Below are 20,716 nucleotides of genomic sequence, written 5' to 3'. Positions count from 1 at the left end.
TTTGTCTTATCTGGCCTCTCTGGTGGCTTAGAGGAGAGGATGAAATCATTGCTCACTGCGTGCGGCGCTGGTCTCCGCTATGGCCGCATATTCAATCAACGCGGCTGCTCCTGCGGCTGTCAGTATGTACCGGCCGCGGGCAACACGTGAGAACCAGCCGTAGTAGTTATGCTGCAGCATGAGTGCCGCGTTCGGCACCCCGCTGCGCTTGCGCAGCTCAGCCGGCGTAACGCCAGCGGTGCTGCTGGTGGGCATCGCTGTGCGGCCCACCCTGCGCTCGGCGGCTCTTCCCGCTGCTCCAGCCTCAGCTGGAGCAGCGGGGTCTGCCGCCACGCCGTTCTGTTGGCGCAGCGCGGCCAAGCGCGCCTCCGCTTCGGCGGCCTGCAGCGAGAGCGCCACGCGCAGCGCCTTTTCGCGGTAGGCGGTGACAAGCTTGACGCCTGTGCTGCCGCCGGTGTTGTAGTCGCCGCTGCGCTCACGGAACTCCAGCAGCAGCCGCTCGCGCCGCCGTCCGCCGCTGCGCTGCAGAGGCAAGGTCTCGTCCGGAAGGACGAGAACCTCGACCACCGGCGGCTTGGTCTTGTAGAAGGTCACGGTGATGAGGCCGAGACCAAGGCGGCGGCATAACCCGCTGAGTTCACCCCAGCGCTGGTTCACCGCGCCCTTCTTATCCCGGACGCGTTCCACGGCGAGATAGACGGTGGGGCTTAGGCGCAACCGTTCCACGCCTTGCAGCAGCAAGGCAAGATTGAACGATTTTTTCATCTCCACAATGAGTGGCTGCTCCTCGTTCTCCCGCACACCCACCAGATCACAGGTGCGTACCTCACCCTTAATGACATACCCCTGCTGCTCAAAAAAAACCTTCAAAGGAGCATAAAGCTCCGTTTCATGTCGTACCGCCATCCTTCGTCACTCCCGTGCCATTTTTCCTGGGGATTTAATGATTCTCTATTATAGCACAGCAAAAAAGAGGTCAACTATTCCGAGCTTGCCGCATAGGTATGTAGTACACTTTTGAATGCGATTGGGGCAATAGGAGCGCAAGAGGAGGCAGCGAGCCATGGATATTTTTGAGCGTATAGCAACATATCGGGCTGAGAATGATCGTTTGGCATGGAGTGGAACCTTCAAGGACTATATAGAACTGCTTAGAAAAGATCCTTCTCCCGCCAAAACGGCTCATTCCCGTGTGTACGACATGATTAAGTCTCACGGCGTAGAGGACATAAACGGACGCAAGCGGTATAAGTTTTTTGAACAAGAGATATTTGGACTGGATCGTGCGGTGGAAAAGCTGGTGGAGGAGTACTTTCATTCGGCGGCGCGGCGGCTTGACGTACGTAAACGGATACTGCTGCTGATGGGACCCGTCAGTGGAGGCAAGTCCACACTGGTCACACTGCTCAAGCGGGGGCTGGAGCAATATTCGCGCACGGATGCAGGGGCGGTATATGCCATTGAGGGCTGCCCGATGCATGAGGACCCGCTGCATTTAATTCCCTTGGAGCTGCGTCCAGAGATTGAGAAGGAGCTCAGCGTGCGCATCGAGGGCAACCTGTGCCCATCCTGCCAGATGCGGCTGAAGAATGAATACAAGGGCGATATCGAGCAGGTGCGGGTGGTGCGGGTGCTTTTGTCGGAGGAAGAGCGGGTAGGTATTGGAACTTTCAGTCCGTCTGATCCGAAATCGCAGGATATCGCCGACCTAACAGGCAGCATTGATTTCTCAACCATTACTGAATTCGGTTCTGAATCCGATCCGCGTGCCTATCGCTTCGATGGGGAGCTGAACAAAGCCAACCGTGGCCTGATGGAGTTTCAGGAAATGTTGAAATGCGATGAGAAATTTCTGTGGAACCTGCTGTCACTGACCCAAGAGGGGAATTTCAAGGCTGGACGGTTCGCGTTGATCAGTGCCGATGAGCTTATCATTGCACATACGAATGAGACGGAATATAAATCCTTTATCTCCAACAAAAAAAATGAAGCCCTCCAATCCCGCATGATTGTTATGCCTGTACCCTACAACCTGAGAGTATCGGAAGAGGAAAAAATCTACGCAAAGCTGATCGCTCAGAGCGACATGAATCATGTGCATATTGCTCCACATGCGCTGCGTGCTGCGGCGATTTTCTCTATTCTGACCCGGCTGAAGGAGAGCAAGAAGCAGGGCATGGATCTGATCAAGAAGCTGCGCATGTATGACGGTGAAGAGGTCGAGGGCTATAAAGAGGCTGATCTCAAGGAGATGCAGACGGAATATCTGGATGAAGGGATGTCCGGCATCGATCCACGTTATGTCATCAATCGTATTTCCAGCGCCTTGATTAAAGGGGATCTGCAGTGCATGAACGCACTCGATGTGCTGCGAGCGATCAAGGACGGCCTGGATCAGCATCCTTCCATTACGAAGGAGGAGCGGGAGCGGTATTTGAATTTCATCTCCATTGCCCGCAAGGAGTATGATATTTTGGCCAAAAGTGAAGTGCAAAAGGCCTTCGTCTACTCCTTCGAGGAGTCGGCCAAGACGCTGTTCGAGAATTATCTCGACAACATCGAAGCCTTCTGCAACTGGTCCAAAATCCGTGACCCGCTGACCGATGAGGAGATGGAGCCGGATGAGCGGCTGATGCGTTCCATTGAAGAGCAGATCGGCATCTCTGAGAATGCCAAGAAGGCTTTCCGCGAAGAGATCCTGATCCGTATCTCCGCTTATTCCCGTAAAGGGAAAAAGTTCGAATACAACAATCACGACCGGCTGCGCGAAGCGATTGAGAAGAAGCTGTTTACCGACCTCAAGGATATCGTCAAGATCACTACCTCCTCCAAAACACCGGATGAGAGCCAACTGAAGCGGATTAACGAGGTCTGTGCCAGACTCATCGACGGGCATGACTACTGCCCAATCTGCGCGAATGAGCTGCTGAAGTATGTGGGAAGCTTGCTGAACCGGTAATGAACAGTATCGATATAGACGGACCCCATAAGGGTCCGTTTCTTCTTGTCTTAAGGAATGCAACTTTTCGACATCCAACAGCGTCTCAATAGTGATAGTAAATGGGAGGGATTGGAAAACAATGAAAATTCGGAATCGGATTAAAACAATGCTACTGCTAGCACTAACAATAAGTGTTCTACTAGGTACATATGGAGGCTTAGGAAATGCTCAAGCAGCAAATACATCGTCGCCCGTAGCGATAAAACAATCAGTTCCTCTAGTTGAAATAGCCCCTAGCGTTTGGTCATTTGACACCAAGCATACCAATATTGATTTTTTTATCAATAAAGGGATTACTTATGTGTCTTATAAACAAGCTGCTGCTGTATTTCAGGATCTAGTTTGGTCCTTTGATCAAAAGTCCGGAAATTTGCAGATAAGCGGTCCAAACCGGACCTTAAGCTGGAAGGTTAACACTACAACAGCTATGTTGAACGGAAAAACACACCCAATGTCTGCTGCTATGATGAATAAAAATGGCAGTCTAAGCATTCCGCTTCGGGACTTAGTGAACTGGTCTGGCGGCAGTCTGAGCTTGTACTCCAATCATATAATGACGTTGTCTTATAAGATCCTTAACGTAGTAGCTGGTAATTCCAAAGGTTGGTATTGGGTTCGAAAAGATAATGGCCTCATATATACGGCTGTCGGCTCCGGGATGCCTCATAACATCGGCCAGTCGGCGGTAAGAGCGAATCAATACGCTGCAATGACTCTCCTGCAAGCAGATACTCATACCGTCGTCCTGCAAGTTATCCATAATTATGGTGAACCCAGTCTTGGCAATGATCTTTACAAGCTACTAATTTATAATGGGAAGCTTATCAGAGAGTCAGCGGTAGGCTACTACGGAGGAAGTCCCGTGAACAGTATTGCGCAAGCAGAGGGGTTAACCGTCATGCTGAATGACACTGAACTGCTATTAGTACGATCTAATGGGACGGTGCAACAGCGATTTGATTTGAATAAGCTGGGAGGCCTAGACGAAGTCTATACCGTTGAATATGCTTCTGTAAAAGACGGAATTTTGCTTATACGGCCTTTTGAATCACGGACTCTGTTGCTTATTGATCCTAAGCTGGATAGTCCTGTGGTGTTATATAAGGAGCTCTTATCGAAGGAAGAGCAAGTGGAATTTGAAAAATGGGAGAAGAATCCAACTATGCCACCTAGAGAGGGATTGCAATTTGTCAAAAGGGAAGGGCAGACTTTCACTTTCACTCACACAGGCCCTACTGGAGAAGTAACTGAGGGATTGACCTATACGTTAGCAAATTGAAGATAGTGATCATATTTAAAAGTTAAAAAGGAAACCATCAAGCCTCCAAAAACCAGGAGAACTTGATGGTTTTTTATTAAATAAAAAATTCGACATAAAATGATATTTAGTTAAAAGTTAATATGTTATGATCACAGCAAACTGTTTAGCAGAATAGTAGTAGGATTTACATAATTGAGTAAGCCGTACCTATTGATAAAATTGATTAGACAAGTGGGGGAAATAAGTGTTCATTAAAAACTGGTTACTCAAGAAATCTATCTTAGTTATGCTTATTATCTGTTTAACATCTTTACCTTTTGGTACTATTTTTGCTGGAACTGCGTCTGATATCGAAGGGAATTGGGCTAAGGCGCAAATAAATAAATGGATGGATAACGGTCTTATTTCTGGGTATCCAGATGGGCAATTTAAGCCTAATACATTCATTACGAGAGCAGAACTGGTTGCGTTAATCAATAAATCCTTTGGGTTTGTGGAGACTAAGGAGAGCTTGTATAAAGATGTTACTGCTTCAGATTGGTATAATTCAGAGCTATTGAAAGCAAATGCCGCTGGTTATATCCAGGGCTATTCGGATGGCTCCTTCGGCCCCAATAAGAAGGTTACCCGTCAGGAATTTGCCGTTATTATTAGCAAACTACTTCAACTGACTGCCTCAGAGGCTGTTAACCCGTTCAGCGATACATCAGCAAGCGCAACCTGGAGCAAAGGAGCAATTAACTCCGTATCCGCAAAAGGGATTATGAATGGATATTCAGACAATACCTTTCATCCGCAATCCTTTGCAACTCGTGCAGAGGCTATTGTTATCTTAGATAGATCTTTGGCAATTCAGAGTGAAACGACGACTGTATCCTATAATAAAGCGGGCACCTATGGGCCTGAGACTGGAAATGCTGCAGTAAGTCAAAATGTAGTGGTCAACTCAGCGGATGTTACCCTCCAGAATATGACCATTGCTGGAAATCTGCTTTTGGCAGAAGGAATTGCTGAAGGGAATGTGTATCTAAAGAACGTTACTGTTACAGGCATTACCACTGTTAAGGGCGGTGGAGCTCACAGTGTTCATTTTGAGAATACCCAATTGGCTACAGTGATCATTGATAAGGCAATCGGCAGCATAAGAATAGTGGTCGAAGGCAGCACGCAGATTGATGAAATTCAGGTTCAGTCAACGGCAAATATAGAATCTAATGAAGGAGCATCCATTAATACAGTTACATTATCCAAAGAGCTTCCTAAAGATTCACAGGTCAGCTTAACGGGCAGCTTCAAAGCTGTAAATGTGCTGGCACAAAATATTATCGTAGAAATCCCCCAGGGCAGTATTCAGACGCTAAATATAGATAAAGAGGCAAGTGGCAATAAGCTCAATAACGAAGCCCAAATCATATCCTTTACCATCAACGCAAGCATGGATATTTCTGGTAAAGGAAAGATAGAAACTGCTTTAATTAATGCTCCAGGAATTACAATGGAATATCCACCAGCCCAAGTGGAGGTTGGAAAAGATGTATCAGCAGATGTCTCGGTTAACATTGGTGGGGTAGATAAAGTAGCAGCTACAGTGTTGCCGTCACCCTCACCTACGCCAGTAATATCGGTTGGAGTAGCATCACCAGTCACTGGAGCACCAACGGCCGTACCAACAGCCGCACCAACACCAACAGCAGAGCCGACACCAACGCCAACAGCAGAGCCAACCCCAACACCATCAGCAGAGCCGACAGCGGTAACAACACTACCGACAATGCCAATAGAGGTGCCGACATTACCGACAGTGCCAATAGAAGTACCGACACTACCGTCGTTGCCATCACCAACACCACCGTTAGTCCCAACTTTTACGCCGACAGTAACGCCAGTAGTAATATCGCCACCAATAGTAGATGAAAAAAACGTTATGGGAATAATAAAAAATGAAGACGGATCAGTTTTTGAAGATGGAACATTAGGTATTTTCAGTACGGATTCTGTATTTCATGTGAGTACTTATTCCGTTGAGATAAAGAATGGAGAGTTCAGTCTGGAGTTGCCTTCTGGGAGTTATCAATTAGGGACACTCCATAATTCGTTGAGTCAAGAAGATATTGAATTTTATTATGTCTTTACGATAGAAGATAGTCAGTCTAGCCCTAGTCTGTTAAATATTACTATCCCCCGCAAATATGAGGGTACCTTAACAAATGAAGATGGATCTTCCATAGAAGATGGTTTTCTATCAGTTACTGGGACAGTATATGGTCCTAATGCTCATTACAGTTCTCCAATAGTAAACGGTAAATTTAGCCTGTACTTACCGGATGATACCTATACAATAAGTGATTATATTAATGCTGCTACAAAAAAGCAGATTATACTCAACATGTTACCTACCTTCAAGGTAGATAAAGGTCAGACTACACCGAGCGAGTTAGACTTTACGTTGCCTAAGAAATATGAGGGAACTATAGAAAATGCAGATGGAATACCGTTTGGCGATGGTTGGATATCTATGTATAGCATAAACTCCGGCCCAAGCTACTCGTATAATATTGAGGTGAACAACGGAAAGTTTAACCTTTATCTACCTGACGGCTCCTATAAGATAAATAGTCTCCTCCTTTCTGCGGATAAGTCGATACTCATGTTTGACTACTCCTTTACTGTACTTGATGGAAAGTCTAATCCGGACGCACTTACCATAACCTTGCCATAGTAATGCATCAAAACCCCCGCAGAGCCTAGCTCTGCGGGGGTTCGCTTTTTCTTACGCGCCTTTAGAATAAACTTTCTATGCACCCTTTTACCATCATACGAGAAATATGCTTTTTTAACCTCGACCACGGTCTGCAGATTCATAGCCCGATCTCATAGCTTATAAGTATGCGGGGCAGCTTCTGCCCCAGATATTTAAGTCTTCTGTGGGTCTTGCCATTTATGTGCAAATGTTAATAGTGAATATAAATGGGAATCCATTATAATATATTAATTTCATACAGGAGGATGATCATGAAATCTGAGACGATTCAAGAACAAAGCCGCCTGCCCCGTCATTTGCTGGCCATGCTGCCCTGCCCGCTTAAAGTGCCACTGGAGGAAACCTTTCTGCTCCGGCAAAGCTCGGGAGAATGGAAGGGGCTGTACCCGGAAGAGCTGCAATTCGAAGGGAATGCGAACCAAACCGATTTTTATAAGCAGGTGGATAGCTTTACGAGTGTGGATGAACTGCCGGATATCGTGATTACACCTGGAATCAGCAGCTTTTTTCATGATCATTTCCGCAGTGAGTTTCTGGATCAGGACGTCTTTGCTAATGCTGCCGAGTATGAGCCGAATGAGCGTTTTGCTTCGATCGGTCTGAAGGACCCTACGGGAAGAACCACACTGCTGTGCGTAAATCCGTTGGTGATGGTTGTGGATATCAAGAAGCTTGGGGATCTGCCTGAACCCCGTTCATGGAGTGATCTGTTAAATCCGGTCTATCATCAACAAGTGACTATGCGCGGACATAACGGGGACAGCTTTTGCGAGACGGTTCTGCTGACTCTGGCCAATTTGTTGGGTAGCGAAGGGCTTGTCCATCTGGGCCGTGCGGTGCGCCAGGGACTTCATCCAGGGCAAATGGCCAAGCTGGCGGGTACGGATAACGAGAAGGGAACCGCGATTTACATTATGCCGTATTTTTATGCAAAAATGATACAGAAGCAGGATCGAGTACATGTCGTGTGGCCGCTCGAAGGAGCTGTCGCCAGCCCTGTCTTTATGCTGATGAAGCATAATGTTTCTTCGGAGGTTCGGCAGCTTGCGTCCTTTTTCACTGGCCCCGAGACGGCTGAGATGTACGAGAAGGCCTTCTTTCCCTCGCCACATCCGGATGTGGCCTCACAGATTCCAGATGGAAAGCTGCTGTGGATGGGCTGGGATACCGTCTGGAGCGGCAAGATCCAGCAGTTGACGGAAGCGGTCAATCATTCCTTTATGCAAGGCTTCCAAGAGGAGGGGTCATGAAGCTGGTTACCGTCGCTGGCCCGCCTTCGAGCGGCAAGACCTCGATGCTGCTGCGGGTCATCGATTGGCTGCGAGAGACTGGGATTTCAGTGGGTGTGGTGAAGTTTGACTGCGTTTCTTCGGAGGATGACGAACGTTACCGCAGTAAGGGTATCCCGGTGCTGCTGGGGTTAGCGGGAAATTTATGTCCAGATCACTATTTCGTAACCAATATCGAAGCCTGCGCACAGTGGGGCAAAGAGCAGGGGCTTGATATGCTGATCAGCGAAAGCGCAGGCCTGTGCAACCGCTGCTCCCCCTTCATTCGCAAGGCGCTGGCTATATGTGTCATTGACAATCTTTCGGGGATGAATACCCCCGCCAAGATGGGTCCACTGCTCAAGCAGGCAGATGTTGTAGTGATTACCAAGGGAGATATTGTCTCTCAGGCGGAACGAGAGGTATTCCAGCATCGGGTGCGCAAGGTGAATGCCCGGGCGGAGATTATACAGATGAACGGCCTGACTGGACAAGGCAAAGAACGGCTGGGTTCACTGCTCGCTCAGTCGGAAGATTTGGATGGACTGGAAGGGCGGAAGCTGCGGTTCTCCATGCCGGCTGCCGTCTGCTCCTACTGTCTGGGCGAGACGAAGATCGGCAGTGATTATCAGATGGGCAATGTCAAAAGCATAGCGATTCCTGCCTCGATTCCCGCCGCTCCGGAGGTGAATTGAGATGTTCGCAGAGATCACTTCCATTACCATTCTAGGCGGCCGCTCGAAGTCTGGCGAATTAGAACAGGCCGAAATCACCCTTGTGCCGGGCGATCTGGTGGCCGTGGTTGGACCGACCGGCTCGGGCAAAAGCAGACTGCTCGCCGACATTGAATATATTGCCCAGCGGGATACGCCAAGCGGACGCCAAATCCTTATTAACGGTGAGGTGGCTGAACCCGCTGTGCGTTTTGCCTGGGGGCGCAGGCTGATTGCCCAGCTCTCGCAAAATATGAATTTCGTAATGGATGCCACCGTGGCGGAATTCATCTCCATGCACGCGGAATGCCGGGAAGAAGCGATTAGCGGCTCCAGTGAAGCCGATCTGATCGCGCGAGTGATATCCCAAGCGAATCTGCTGACAGGTGAGCCGATTACGCAGGATAGTCCGCTGACCTCTCTAAGCGGTGGACAGTCGCGGGCGTTGATGATTGCGGATACGGCAGTTCTATCTGACAGCCCGATCGTCCTGATCGATGAGATCGAGAACGCCGGGATTGACCGCCGCCAGGCGCTGGATGTCCTTGTCCGCAATCAGAAGATTGTGCTGATGGCCACCCATGATCCAATTCTGGCCCTGCTTGCTGAGCGGCGCATTGTGCTGAAGGGCGGGGCGATGGTCAAGGTGCTGGAGAGCAGCGCGGACGAGAGTGCATTACTGGTTGAGCTTCAGAGAGCAGATGCCGCGATGATCGCCATTCGTGAGCAGTTGCGCCGGGGAGAGTCGCTTGCGCCGACGGCTTTTCGCTATCGCTGAATTGGTTGGAACTGCATCATACGTGATATTGGGGAATGAAAAGATGATAGTAAGTGAAGTTGGGGTGTCTTTTTGAGAGTAAAGGGGGATTGCTCAGAAATCAGAACTCCTCATCCCCAAACCCGAACTTTCTATGACTCCAAGGAGATTTTTGAATTTAGCAGCATTTGCTGCTGTTAAATCCCTAGAATTATCTATAATTCAGTGAATAACGGCAAATAATGCCGTTATTTTCCTCTTTATTTAAGAAAATAGGATGAAAATGTGAAATTAGCAGCACTGACTGATGTTAATGGGTCTCCACGAGAAGTGGGACTCCAATTAGCAGCAGTAAACCATGTTAATAATGCTCCTTCGGAATGGCTCACTATTTAGGCTTAAGAGTATTGTCAGGTCCTGCGTAGCTGAACCTAAAAACGAACCCATTTCCCACATTGAAGTGGAGAAAAGGTTCGTTTATTTGTCTAGATATTCACACAAACTTCCGCTGCACCTTCTTGCCGTCATACGAGAACTGCGCTTTTTTATCCTCAACTACGGTCTGCAAATGCACGCCTCGCCCCCATAGCTTGTAAATATGCGGCAGCGTCCGCTCCAGATACTTCAAGTCCAGTTCAATGCTCTCGTAGCGATGTACAATAAGCAGCTCGCCGTTGCGCTCAAAGTCCGCATCCTGAATGACAAGGTAGGGAGATCCGCCGTTGACCCGCGCCAGCACCAATTGGTCGCGCACATTTTCCCAAGCTTTGTCGGTGATTTTCCATTCCGGTCCTTTTTTCTCAAAGACATAGAGATCCAGGTCATTAACCAGCTCTTTGGACAGATAGCTGCGGATAAACGAAGTGTCGGATTCCAGCTCGCGCACCTCGAAGATTTTGTCGCGATCCCAGCGCCGTTCGATATCTTCGAAGATCTTCAGTCCCAGATAGTAAGGGTTTAGACTCTGGCGGGAGGGCTGCACCACAGAGGAATTCAGCTTGGCGTATTCCACCGTTTCCTCCACGGTCAGATCAAGCTCGCGCATGATGCGTTGGTGCCAGTAGGAAGCCCAGCCTTCGTTCATGATCTTAGTCTCCATCTGCGGCCAGAAGTAGAGCATCTCGTCATGCAGCATGGTCATAATGTCGCGCTGCCAATCCTCAAGCACCGTGGAATACTGCTGAATGAACCAGACGATGTCCTTCTCCGGTTCGGGTGGGAAAGCGCGGCTGCTGCTGGATTCTGTATCTTGGACATCTGCACTTTTATCTAGATCCCATAATTCATTGTAGGGATTGGCGGGTCTTACGCTGCCCGGAGGGGTGTCCTTGCGCTCCTTCATTTTGGCTTCCAGCAGGTGGGTCTTGCCGAGCTTGCGCGGCTGGATCAGGCTGGGGTCGATATGCTCCTGCACCGCCAGCACCGAATCGATGAAGCTCTCTACCGCATCCGTCCCATAGGTCACCGAATAACCGGCAATCCGGTCCGCTGTGGCTGCCATGCTCTCGACCATATCACGGTTGGTTATCGAGAACCGCATATTATTTTTGAAAAAATCGCAATGCGCCAGCACATGGGCCACAATCAGCTTATTCTGGACCAGCGAGTTTCCGTCTAATAAGAACGCGTAACACGGATTGGAGTTAATGACGAGCTCGTATATTTTGCTCAGGCCGAAATCGTACTGGGACTTCATTTTGTGAAAGGTCTTCCCAAAGCTCCAATGCCCGAATCGGGTCGGCATCCCGTAAGCACCAAACGTATAAATAATATCGGCGGGACATATTTCATAACGCATTGGATAAAAATCCAGACCAAACCCCGTAGCGATTTCTGTAATCTCGGCAATGGCCCGCTCTAGCGCGTTGATTTCATCAGTGGGCATGAACTAATCTCCTTTCTGGTTCGCTGCAATGCAGCCAGAACTGTTCTTCTTATGTATATGGGTGGGGGGAGGGGAGTATGAGTGGAAAAGAAAAGGCCAAGCCGAATAGCGCGAATATAGCTGTTTCGGGTTGCTTTCGGGGATTCCCGCAAATGTAGATATCATCATTCTACGGAGTGAGAACGTAGTACGTTTAGTGGAGTATAAATACTAAATGATGAGCCTTTGCTGAGTCTGATCGAACAATATGCTCGATATGAAAAAGAGGTTCTTGAACATTAAGTTCAAGAGCCTCTTTTTGATAGTCAATGATATGCAATTGTATAAAAAAACTCCTATCCCTAAGAACGTTTATATAAGGTTAAAGTAGTTCAGACCTAATTTTTCTGCGATTTCAATTAGTTTAGGCTTATAATACGGGTTCTCATGTTCAATGCTTAGTGCTTCAGAAAGCTTTTCTTGCGCAATTTCCTTATGATCTAATGAATAGTAAAGTATTATTTCGTCATGAATATTAGGTAATGAGCCGAAGATATCTTGTCCTTTGGCCACTTCTATTGCTTTAATTAATGCATCCGTTGACCATAATGGGTCTATGTATGGAAGTATATAATCAACCAGATCGCTTCTCAAAGCCTCAGCAACTTTATTCATATTTGTTTCAGACACGATATGATAATCGGGAATATATCCGCGAGGAGATTTTAAAAGTTGTATATTACCTCCCAATATAGGTCTGTACAAAGTGGAGTTGAACCAACTCTTAGGTAATTCATATTGCATGAGGGCAAAATAAGGTTTTGAGAATAATGTAAAATCAATTGAAAAATCGTAGTAATCGGGTAGGTTCCAACTTGAAGCAGCAAGATGCACTATCTGAACAACTTCAGGGTATTCTCTGACAAACACATTATTTTTCTTTTTGTAGCCCTTCTCCTTAAATAGAGGTGTAATACTTTCTGATAACATCATTTTATACATCTCTTTTGGCTTCATAAATTTAATGACACCTCTAATTTAATTGGATTTCTTCAGAAGTAATCGATCTGTAGAGTGAGAGAGTAAGCTATTCCTCATCAGGATCTATCCCTTAAAATACGTAATAAGTGGTCCAGAGAACTTTGTAGCTATTATATTTCATTCCCGACCTCTTTCAGTAATTGGGCGAACTCTTCCTCGCTATCACTGTAGGTGGAGATTCCATCCTTGCGATCCTTCTGTGCTTGACGAAGTTGCGACATAACGCCATCATCTTTGAAAATTACTGAAGTCATTCTCTTCTTTTGTTCATCCGTAAATGTAGGTTGTTCCATAGACATTGCCATATTACACGTCTCCCGCAACCCACGAAGTGTACGAATTTCAATTTTTAGTTCATCGTTAGCGGTGTGAGAGACGATGACACCGTCCTTGGATTGAAGTAATTCTTTAGTTGCTTCCTTGGGGTCCTGTATGGCTCGGATAAGCGTGACTTCATCTATAAACTTGGTGTTTCCTTCGGTATGGGCTGCAAGAATTTGCAGTTTAACGTATTGATCAGGATAAGTTCTACGAACTTCTTCCCACTGCATGACGGTCACCTCCAGATCGATTGCTATCTTCATTGTATCAGGAAATGTATTCAGATTAGTTGTCAGAAATGAGGGAATTCATTACCCAATTATGGTAATGTTTACTTGGAGGTGATGTTAGCCACTTATGAACAAAACAATCTTACTGTCACTCGTAACAATAGCTTCTTTTTCACTGCTTACGGGGTGTTTTGCAAATAACATCGATGCAGTTAAAGTTACACAGAACGCTGTTGTTACACCACAGTCCACTACCACCAAAGAGGCCGTTATTGCCAATAATGCAGCAGAGCCCAAGAGACCGTTCTCTTATCTGGAGCAATTGCCGGAGGAGCGGTTGAGGGAATATGAGCTTTTTGTCAGCGACAAAGATATCCGCCATTTTCAGAAATTCTCTCCGGAAGAAATGCTGCTGGTGTACCTTCAAGCCGCTGCTATGGGGGATGTGGGCATCATTTATCCCATTACCTATGATGATGGTTCGTTACCTGAACCTGATATTTTTAGAACAAAATACTACAAGGAAGTCATGAATAATGAGATGGTAATAGCGCTGGATTACAGATATTTTGACTCTATCAAAGTAAATGAAGATACGATTAAGGAGAATGAACTGGCAGTTGTGATTACTGCAAGTATAGGATCGTTTACAAGTTCAGTTGCGTATGGATTGAAAAAAGAAGACGAGATCTGGAAGGTGGATATCGATCACCTTTTCGAAAGTGACAATTAATAGTAAGGTGGGAGAGCGGTGGAGAAGCAGAAGTTAATTCGTATCTTTGATAAGCAAGCCGATCAATATGAGAAGCAAAGAGAGGACCCGAAGCAGCAACGGTGGCGTAAACATTTGTTAAGTCATGCGAAGGGTGAAGTGCTTGAGCTAGCTGTAGGGGCGGGTGCCAACTTCCCCTTCTATCCACGCGATGTAAAGATTACCGCAACGGATTTCAGTGAAGCCATGCTTGCAAAAGCTAAGGTGGCCGCACAATATCATGGGTTGGATGCTCATTTTAAGTGTGCTGATATTGAAGAAATGAACTTCCCGGATCAATCCTTCGATACTATTGTTTCGACGTTATCATTATGCAGCTACAGATACCCCTTAAAGGTATTGGATAATATCAATCGCTGGTGCAGGCCCGATGGGCAGATTCTTTTGCTGGAGCACGGGATCAGTTCTAACTTCGCAGTGGCTGCTCTCCAAAAAGGATTAAATCCGCTATTATACCGTGTATATGGATGTCATCATACAAGAGATATTGTCGGGCTCATTCGTGAGTCCGGCATCGTAATCGAGCAGGTAGAGAATTACTGGCTCAATATGGTTCACCTGATTTGGGCGAAACCGACACATACAACCACCACAACAGGAGGAAACAACCATGTCACAACGAGTGCTATTAGTTGAGGACGATGAGGCCATCAGTGAAATGGTCCGTTCGTATTTAGTGAAGGAGGGTTACGAGGTAGAGACGGCCTTTGATGGAGAAGCGGCAGAGCGTATCTTCCGCGATCACGATCCCTTTGAGCTTGTTCTGTTAGATCTGATGTTGCCGAAACGGAGCGGTACAGATATTCTACAGAGTATCCGAGCTACGAGTCTTATTCCCGTGTTGATTATGTCCGCGAAGGACAGCGATGTGGATAAGGCGCTTGGCCTCGGCTTTGGTGCGGATGATTATATCACCAAGCCTTTCTCCATGATTGAGCTGGCGGCAAGGGTTAAGGCAGCTATCCGCCGCGCGGGGTACGCCTCGGTAGGCGCTCCAGCAGAAGAATCGGCGGTCAAGGTGAGGAAAACTATTACTCTACGTGGACTGACCGTGGATCTGGATAATTTCGCGGCGCGGAAGAATGGTGAGGAAGTAAAGCTGACGGCTAAGGAATTTCATATTCTAAAGTTATTCGTGACTCATCCAGGGCAAGTATTTACCAAAGCACAGATTTATGGAAGTGTCTGGGAAGATGATTATTACGGAGACGAGAATGTCATTAACGTACATATGAGAAGATTGCGTGAGAAAATTGAAGATGACCCCTCCCATCCAGAGTATATCAAGACGTTATGGGGGATCGGTTATAAGCTGGGGGAAGCCGTACAATGATTGCGGTACTAAGTATTGTAATTGTTCTGCTCTTGCTCTGTATCCTCTGGCAGTACCAGAAGCTGCATAATCATTCGCGCCAGTTAAGGTACATTGATGAGAAGCTGAATAGTATATTGGCTCAAGGCTCGCATGAAAGACTGCTCCTGTTCAGCACTAGCCCGGAGTTGCAGACACTGTTGACCGATCTGAACAGGCTGCTGGATGTTAATCATAGGGGAACCGTCGAACGGGTTAAATTGGAAAAAGCGATGCGCAATATGCTGGCGAATATTTCCCATGATCTGAAGACCCCGCTAACAGTAGTACTCGGCTATATTGAGACGATTCTGCATGATGAGAGTATGCCAGGGGAAGAGCGTGATCGTATTCTGCAGACCATTCATCAGAAGGCTAAGGAAGTGATTACGCTGATGAATACCTTTTTCGATCTGGCTAAGCTGGAGTCAGGCGATAAAGACATTCCGCTCTCGCGGGTGGAGCTTGGTGAGGTGTGTCGGCGGAATATCCTCTCCTTCTATGATATCCTAAGCGCCAAGGGCAGCGAGGTACAGATTGATATCCCTGATGAAGCTTTATTTATTATGGGTAATGAAGAGGCACTGGACCGGATCTTGTCCAATTTACTCTCCAATGGAATTGCATACGGCGATGCTGGCGGAATATTGGGCATGAGTCTTTATAGCGATGAAGACAAGGTATACATAGAGGTTTGGGACCGCGGCAAGGGTATCGCCGCAGCTCATCAGGATAAAGTATTCGAGCGACTGTATACCCTTGAGGATTCAAGAAACCATGTCTATCAGGGCAGCGGGCTTGGCCTAACGATTACTAAGCGGCTGACGGAGCAAATGAATGGGACGATTAAACTGGTCAGCCAGCCGAATGTCCGGACGGGATTTACCGTTTCTTTTCGGCGGCTGAAATTCTGAATAACTGAACTTAAGATTTACGTAAGAATACCGTAATAAAAAAGAACATTCCGCTGTGTAGAATAAGAACCAGGAAGACAAGAAGAAGCCAAAGGGGACAGCGGAAATGACTACCATAATCCAAACACGGAATTTAACCAAAACCTATCAGGGCAAAGAAGCCGTAAGCCGGGTTAATATGAATATCAAACAAGGAGAAATCTACGGTTTTCTGGGACCTAACGGGGCGGGCAAAACGACGGTCATGAAAATGATCACAAACCTCGTTAAGCCGACGGAGGGTGAAATTGAATTTTTTGGTGAAAAAATGACGAATCGCTCCTATGAAATGCTGAAGCGGATGGGCTGTATCATTGAATACCCGGTGTTCTATGATAAGCTGACTGCCAAAGAGAACCTGACCTTGCATGGAGAGTACATGGGCTATTATGATCCGCAGGCGATTAACGAAGCGCTGGAACTGGTGAAGCTCACAGGAAGTAATAACAAACCTGTGAAGCAGTACTCCCTAGGAATGAAGCAGCGTCTGGGTATTGCGAGAGCTGTCATGACCAAACCGGAGCTGCTCATTCTGGATGAACCCATTAACGGCCTGGACCCGCTCGGGATCAAAGAGATGCGAGAAGTGTTCCGGATGCTGAGTCAGGAATATGGCATGACGCTGCTGATATCCAGTCATATTCTGGTCGAGATTGAACATATTGCGGATACGATCGGTGTGATCCGCGAAGGTGTATTGGTAGATGAGGTAGCGATGAATACCATTCGTGACCATAATACCGAATATATCGAATTGATTACGAACGAGAGCAGCAAGGCGGTCTACGTTCTGGAGCATAAGCTGGGGCTGTCCAATTTCAAAGTAATGGACCCGCGTACGATCCGTGTTTATGATGAGAGCATTTCGCAGCGAGATCTGAACAAAGCCCTTGTCATGGAAGATATAGAGCTGGAGAGTCTCAGTAAAAAGAATCATTCGCTGGAAGATTATTTCCTGAACTTGATCGGGGGTGAAGGCATTGCTTAAGCTGATAGCTCTGGAAATTCGTAAGAATAAACTGCTGGGTATGTTGAAAGGTGTTCTGATTGCCAATCTGGCGATTCTAGCCTTTATGATCCTTGTTGTGTTCATAGACCAAAGTGAAAGTGATTCATTCGTTTCTTATACAGATGTATTTGAAGGAATATATGTATTTATTAAAGCGACATATATTATCTTTGCTGCTATTCTGCTGAGCAAGCTGGTCATTGAAGAGTACAAGAATAATACGATAACGTTATTGTTTATGTATCCAATCTCACGCAAAAAACTGATGACAGCCAAATTGATCATTGTGTTCCTCTTCACACTTGTCAATATAGTGGTGGCAGATATAGTGATTGGCGGAATCCTGGTTGGGATCAATTATTTTATAAATATCGTACCAGGTCAGCTAACCTTATCGATGTTAAGTGTAGAGCTGGTCAAAGTGGGAACTAGTGCTGTATATGCAGCCGGGATTGGCTTAATTCCTTTGTACTTCGGGATGCGCAAAAAATCAGTTCCTACTACCATTGTAGCGGCGGTGCTGCTTGTCAGTTTGATCTCTTCTGGCTTTGACGAATTTCGGTTAGGTAATATGGCGGCAGTATCGATAGTTCTCGCTGTAGTGGGCATGTTCATTGCCTATTTATCTATCCGCAATGTTGAAACTGCGGATATAGATTAATCAATATTTTATCTGAAACGGGTGCCGTCCATGTAAAGGACGGCAAAGCCGTTTCTTCTTTTTTTAGCGGATACGTATTCCTGTAACTTTGCTATAATAAGAATAAAAAAAAGATAAAAATCTACATAATTAGACTGTTTCCGCTTTGGACTTAGATTGATTTTAGGGGATACAGAGAGGTTGTGAACTGTGCATAAAGACAAAAACTCTATTCTGAAACAGCTGTTTTCAGAAGATGGTGCCTATAAATCGTTGTACGAGAATCACCCGGATTTCATTTATATTATGGACCGGGAGGGCAAATATATAGATGCGAATCGTCCCTTCTGGGAGGTTGTAGGATACACACTTGATGAATTAAATGAAATTTTGTGCAAGGAAGGACAATTATCGGAAAGAATATGCCAGCATTATCTTGCATTAGCTCTAGAAGGAGCCTCTCCTCGCTATGAAATGGATATTGTCCATAAGAATGGGGAGCTTCGTCGGGTTGAAATAACGTATATTCCGATCACAGCAGAAGCTGGGATTGTTGGAGTGTATGGTATGGCTAAGGACATAACCAAACACAATTCCGAGTGGGACCCGTCGCCGGAAAGAAGGCAACATTATGATTTGCTATTTCAGCATAATCCTGTACTGGAGCATCTAAAAGAGCTGAATGATCGTCACAGCCTTATTCTGGACTCGGTGTCGGAGGGGATATTTGGACTTAACAACAGTGAGCAGACGATCTTTATAAATCCGGCGGCAATGGAAATGCTGGGTTATTCACGTGAAGAATTCATTAGCTTGCACAGTCTCTCTAGTATCCATCATTCCCGTTCTGACGGCACTCACTATTCCGTAGACGAATCTCCAATTAGCCTCACCATTTCAGATGGAATTACCCGGAGCATAGAGGAAGAGATCTTCTGGCGTAAGGATGGGACGAGCTTTCTGGTGAATTATAGGGTGGCCCCTATTGTTGATAATGGTGTGATTGAAGGTGCGGTTGTGGTCTTTAGCGATATTACGAATGAACTTGAAATTATTCGCGCTAAAGAATCTGCGGAGAAGGCCGCCCGGGCCAAATCAGATTTTCTGGCGATGATGAGCCACGAAATCCGCACGCCGATGAATGGCATGATTGGCATGGCAGAACTGCTGCTCGATACCGAGCTTCAGGAGGAGCAGCGCAGCTATGTAGAGATACTACAGAGCAGCAGCTACAGTCTTTTACAAATATTGAATGATATTCTTGATTTCAGCAAAATGGAAGCAGGTAAAATGCCACTGCAATTCGAGATGTTTGATCTGCGGGAGTTGGTCTCGGGCATTGTCGAGCTGTTCACACCTAAAGCAGAGGAGAAAAAGCTGGCGCTGCGGTGGTGGGTTGATACAAGCGTTCCTGCCTTACTGACAACCGATCCGAGCCGGCTGCGGCAGATTATCGTCAATCTGGTCGGAAATGCTCTGAAATTCACAGAACGCGGTAGTGTAACCCTATCGGTTAAGAACCTTCAACTACCGGAGTCCCTGGATTATCTGCTGGAGTTCTCCGTACGTGATACCGGAGTAGGGATTGCGGATAATAAGCTTAATCTGCTCTTTCAATCTTTCTCTCAGCTGCATCCCTCGATTAACCGCAAATACGGAGGTACAGGCTTGGGACTCGCCATCTGTAAGCAGCTTATCGAGCTGATGGGTGGGACGATCTTCGTGGAGAGCGAGGAAGGGCGGGGCTCTACCTTCCGATTCATGTTACCCTTCCTTCGCGAAGAGTCCGAAGCAGAATTAGAATAATTAGGATTCTAGAATATACATGAGCCCTACCGTATGAGGACCGCAGTGGCTGCCGATAACACAGCCTGCATGGATGACAGCAATTTCTTCAACCCCAGTCATTTCCCATAATGCTGTTTGCAGGTATTGCGCCTCCTCCTCGGCCAGGGTATGGGCAATGATCAGCAATTCCTTATCCATGCGGTTGATGTTGGCGAGGGCGTTCTGAAGCATCTGTTCAACCGCTTTTTCCTTTTTGCCGCGAACTTTACCTACTGGAACGATGCTTCCATCGACCATTTTCAGCACAGGCCTGATTTTGAGTAGACTCCCGATGAAATTCTGCATGCCTGAGCAACGTCCACCCATATATAAATAATCCAGAGTATCAATAACGAATTCGGTCTCCACAAGCTCACGGGTCTGCTTCAGCATTTCAGCAATCTCCACGGCGCTGTGTCCTTTAGATGCAGCACGAACGGCCTTCATAATTAGCAACGCAATGCCTCCGCATACGGTCTTCGAGTCAATAACCTGTATGCGTCCTGCTGGATACTCTCTGGCAGCTAGCAGAGCATTTTGATAAGTAGAGGAAAGCGCAGAGGAGAGGCTTATGTATACAATATCGTCGCCACTCTCGATTACCGGTTTAAATGCGGCCATGAAATCCGCTGGAGATGGCGCTGCAGTCTTGGGCAATGAGCCGCTAACGGCTACTCGGTGGTAAATTTCTTCAGGTGTAATGTCCACACCATCTTTGTAGGTTTCCTCTGCAAATATTACATACAAAGGGACAATGCCAATATCATAGGTTTCCTTCCAGCCCTGCGGCAAATCGGAAGTGCTGTCTGAGAATATTTTTACGTTAGACATGAATTTCTCCTTCACCAAACCTCGGATATGAATAGTCAGATACATGACAAATATAATACTTTTTATTATAGCAAGGCTTGGCTGATTCTCAAAATATAAATAATAGTTTCTTAGTT

The 20,716-nt window shown here is 46.6% G+C and carries 18 protein-coding genes; 13 read left to right on the top strand and 5 right to left on the bottom strand.

The window, feature by feature from the left end; translation table 11 throughout:
* Window positions 1–45: 45 nt before the first annotated feature.
* On the bottom strand, window positions 46–906 hold the full coding sequence (locus H1230_RS23565; RefSeq protein ID WP_239712290.1) for a DUF2161 family putative PD-(D/E)XK-type phosphodiesterase: 861 nt from the start codon (window positions 904–906) through the stop codon (window positions 46–48).
* A gap of 157 nt (window positions 907–1,063) precedes the next feature.
* On the opposite strand from H1230_RS23565, the gene H1230_RS23560 reads away from it, so the two are divergent.
* From H1230_RS23560 to H1230_RS23535, 6 genes are all read left to right on the top strand, one after another.
* Window positions 1,064–2,959, top strand: coding sequence for a PrkA family serine protein kinase (locus H1230_RS23560; protein WP_239712289.1), 1,896 nt, complete (start codon window positions 1,064–1,066; stop codon window positions 2,957–2,959).
* A gap of 121 nt (window positions 2,960–3,080) precedes the next feature.
* Window positions 3,081–4,280 (top strand): copper amine oxidase N-terminal domain-containing protein, encoded by a 1,200-nt coding sequence (locus tag H1230_RS23555; protein WP_239712288.1) that lies wholly within the window; start codon window positions 3,081–3,083, stop codon window positions 4,278–4,280.
* A gap of 226 nt (window positions 4,281–4,506) precedes the next feature.
* A complete protein-coding gene (locus tag H1230_RS23550; RefSeq protein ID WP_239712287.1) occupies window positions 4,507–6,981 on the top strand; it encodes an S-layer homology domain-containing protein in 2,475 nt (824 codons plus the stop codon).
* A 293-nt stretch (window positions 6,982–7,274) separates the two neighbouring features.
* A complete protein-coding gene (locus H1230_RS23545; protein WP_239712286.1) occupies window positions 7,275–8,273 on the top strand; it encodes an ABC transporter substrate-binding protein in 999 nt (332 codons plus the stop codon).
* Window positions 8,270–8,986 carry a GTP-binding protein gene (locus H1230_RS23540; RefSeq protein ID WP_239712285.1) on the top strand — a complete coding sequence of 239 codons (717 nt, stop codon included), beginning with the start codon at window positions 8,270–8,272 and terminating at the stop codon, window positions 8,984–8,986. Before H1230_RS23545 ends, H1230_RS23540 begins: the two co-directional genes overlap by 4 nt.
* Window position 8,987: 1 nt before the next feature.
* On the top strand, window positions 8,988–9,782 hold the full coding sequence (locus tag H1230_RS23535) for an ATP-binding cassette domain-containing protein (protein WP_275590952.1): 795 nt from the start codon (window positions 8,988–8,990) through the stop codon (window positions 9,780–9,782).
* Window positions 9,783–10,254: 472 nt separating this feature from the next.
* Here H1230_RS23535 and H1230_RS23530 read toward each other — a convergent pair whose 3' ends face one another.
* The 3 genes from H1230_RS23530 to H1230_RS23520 all read right to left on the bottom strand — a co-directional run bounded on the left by H1230_RS23530 (window position 10,255) and on the right by H1230_RS23520 (window position 13,217).
* Window positions 10,255–11,646, bottom strand: coding sequence for a SpoVR family protein (locus H1230_RS23530; protein WP_239712283.1), 1,392 nt, complete (start codon window positions 11,644–11,646; stop codon window positions 10,255–10,257).
* A gap of 351 nt (window positions 11,647–11,997) precedes the next feature.
* Window positions 11,998–12,642 (bottom strand): DUF4304 domain-containing protein, encoded by a 645-nt coding sequence (locus tag H1230_RS23525; protein WP_239712282.1) that lies wholly within the window; start codon window positions 12,640–12,642, stop codon window positions 11,998–12,000.
* Window positions 12,643–12,776: 134 nt separating this feature from the next.
* The gene (locus H1230_RS23520; protein ID WP_239712281.1) at window positions 12,777–13,217 is read right to left on the bottom strand and encodes a hypothetical protein; all 441 of its coding nucleotides are present in this window, start codon (window positions 13,215–13,217) and stop codon (window positions 12,777–12,779) included.
* Window positions 13,218–13,344: 127 nt separating this feature from the next.
* On the opposite strand from H1230_RS23520, the gene H1230_RS23515 reads away from it, so the two are divergent.
* The 7 genes from H1230_RS23515 (at window position 13,345) to H1230_RS23485 (ending at window position 19,748) form a co-directional block, all read left to right on the top strand.
* A complete protein-coding gene (locus H1230_RS23515) occupies window positions 13,345–13,950 on the top strand; it encodes a hypothetical protein (RefSeq protein ID WP_239712280.1) in 606 nt (201 codons plus the stop codon).
* Between the two features lie 18 nt (window positions 13,951–13,968).
* The gene (locus tag H1230_RS23510) at window positions 13,969–14,625 is read left to right on the top strand and encodes a class I SAM-dependent methyltransferase (RefSeq protein WP_239712279.1); all 657 of its coding nucleotides are present in this window, start codon (window positions 13,969–13,971) and stop codon (window positions 14,623–14,625) included.
* The gene (locus tag H1230_RS23505; protein ID WP_239712278.1) at window positions 14,600–15,322 is read left to right on the top strand and encodes a response regulator transcription factor; all 723 of its coding nucleotides are present in this window, start codon (window positions 14,600–14,602) and stop codon (window positions 15,320–15,322) included. Before H1230_RS23510 ends, H1230_RS23505 begins: the two co-directional genes overlap by 26 nt.
* Entirely contained in the window at window positions 15,319–16,254 is a 936-nt protein-coding gene (locus H1230_RS23500) for a sensor histidine kinase (protein WP_239712277.1), read from the top strand. Before H1230_RS23505 ends, H1230_RS23500 begins: the two co-directional genes overlap by 4 nt.
* Before the next feature lie 106 nt (window positions 16,255–16,360).
* Window positions 16,361–17,281 carry an ABC transporter ATP-binding protein gene (locus H1230_RS23495; RefSeq protein ID WP_239712276.1) on the top strand — a complete coding sequence of 307 codons (921 nt, stop codon included), beginning with the start codon at window positions 16,361–16,363 and terminating at the stop codon, window positions 17,279–17,281.
* Window positions 17,274–17,963 (top strand): ABC transporter permease, encoded by a 690-nt coding sequence (locus tag H1230_RS23490; protein ID WP_239712275.1) that lies wholly within the window; start codon window positions 17,274–17,276, stop codon window positions 17,961–17,963. Before H1230_RS23495 ends, H1230_RS23490 begins: the two co-directional genes overlap by 8 nt.
* Window positions 17,964–18,152: 189 nt before the next feature.
* Window positions 18,153–19,748 carry a PAS domain-containing protein gene (locus tag H1230_RS23485; protein WP_239712274.1) on the top strand — a complete coding sequence of 532 codons (1,596 nt, stop codon included), beginning with the start codon at window positions 18,153–18,155 and terminating at the stop codon, window positions 19,746–19,748.
* Here the strand turns inward: H1230_RS23485 and H1230_RS23480 are convergent, their stop codons facing one another.
* Window positions 19,749–20,600, bottom strand: a complete 852-nt coding sequence (locus H1230_RS23480; RefSeq protein WP_239712273.1) for a DegV family protein — start codon at window positions 20,598–20,600, stop codon at window positions 19,749–19,751.
* Window positions 20,601–20,716: the final 116 nt, after the last annotated feature.

The organism is Paenibacillus sp. 19GGS1-52 (genome assembly GCF_022369515.1).
In the GTDB taxonomy this organism is placed as follows: Bacteria; Bacillota; Bacilli; order Paenibacillales; family Paenibacillaceae; genus Paenibacillus_AQ.
The sequence above is the reverse complement of the archived record's forward strand: the minus strand, read 5'-3'. Positions and strand labels throughout refer to the sequence as shown.

Excerpts from the sequence above, each read along its gene's own strand:
- H1230_RS23525 (WP_239712282.1), bottom strand. The coding sequence starts at position 12,642 with ATGAAGCCAAAAGAGATGTATAAAATGATGTTATCAGAAAGTATTACA.
- H1230_RS23555 (WP_239712288.1), top strand. The coding sequence starts at position 3,081 with ATGAAAATTCGGAATCGGATTAAAACAATGCTACTGCTAGCACTAACA.
- H1230_RS23495 (WP_239712276.1), top strand. The coding sequence starts at position 16,361 with ATGACTACCATAATCCAAACACGGAATTTAACCAAAACCTATCAGGGC.
- H1230_RS23545 (WP_239712286.1), top strand. The coding sequence starts at position 7,275 with ATGAAATCTGAGACGATTCAAGAACAAAGCCGCCTGCCCCGTCATTTG.
- H1230_RS23515 (WP_239712280.1), top strand. The coding sequence starts at position 13,345 with ATGAACAAAACAATCTTACTGTCACTCGTAACAATAGCTTCTTTTTCA.
- H1230_RS23520 (WP_239712281.1), bottom strand. The coding sequence starts at position 13,217 with ATGCAGTGGGAAGAAGTTCGTAGAACTTATCCTGATCAATACGTTAAA.
- H1230_RS23480 (WP_239712273.1), bottom strand. The coding sequence starts at position 20,600 with ATGTCTAACGTAAAAATATTCTCAGACAGCACTTCCGATTTGCCGCAG.
- H1230_RS23540 (WP_239712285.1), top strand. The coding sequence starts at position 8,270 with ATGAAGCTGGTTACCGTCGCTGGCCCGCCTTCGAGCGGCAAGACCTCG.
- H1230_RS23535 (WP_275590952.1), top strand. The coding sequence starts at position 8,988 with ATGTTCGCAGAGATCACTTCCATTACCATTCTAGGCGGCCGCTCGAAG.
- H1230_RS23500 (WP_239712277.1), top strand. The coding sequence starts at position 15,319 with ATGATTGCGGTACTAAGTATTGTAATTGTTCTGCTCTTGCTCTGTATC.
- H1230_RS23505 (WP_239712278.1), top strand. The coding sequence starts at position 14,600 with ATGTCACAACGAGTGCTATTAGTTGAGGACGATGAGGCCATCAGTGAA.
- H1230_RS23530 (WP_239712283.1), bottom strand. The coding sequence starts at position 11,646 with ATGCCCACTGATGAAATCAACGCGCTAGAGCGGGCCATTGCCGAGATT.
- H1230_RS23565 (WP_239712290.1), bottom strand. The coding sequence starts at position 906 with ATGGCGGTACGACATGAAACGGAGCTTTATGCTCCTTTGAAGGTTTTT.
- H1230_RS23560 (WP_239712289.1), top strand. The coding sequence starts at position 1,064 with ATGGATATTTTTGAGCGTATAGCAACATATCGGGCTGAGAATGATCGT.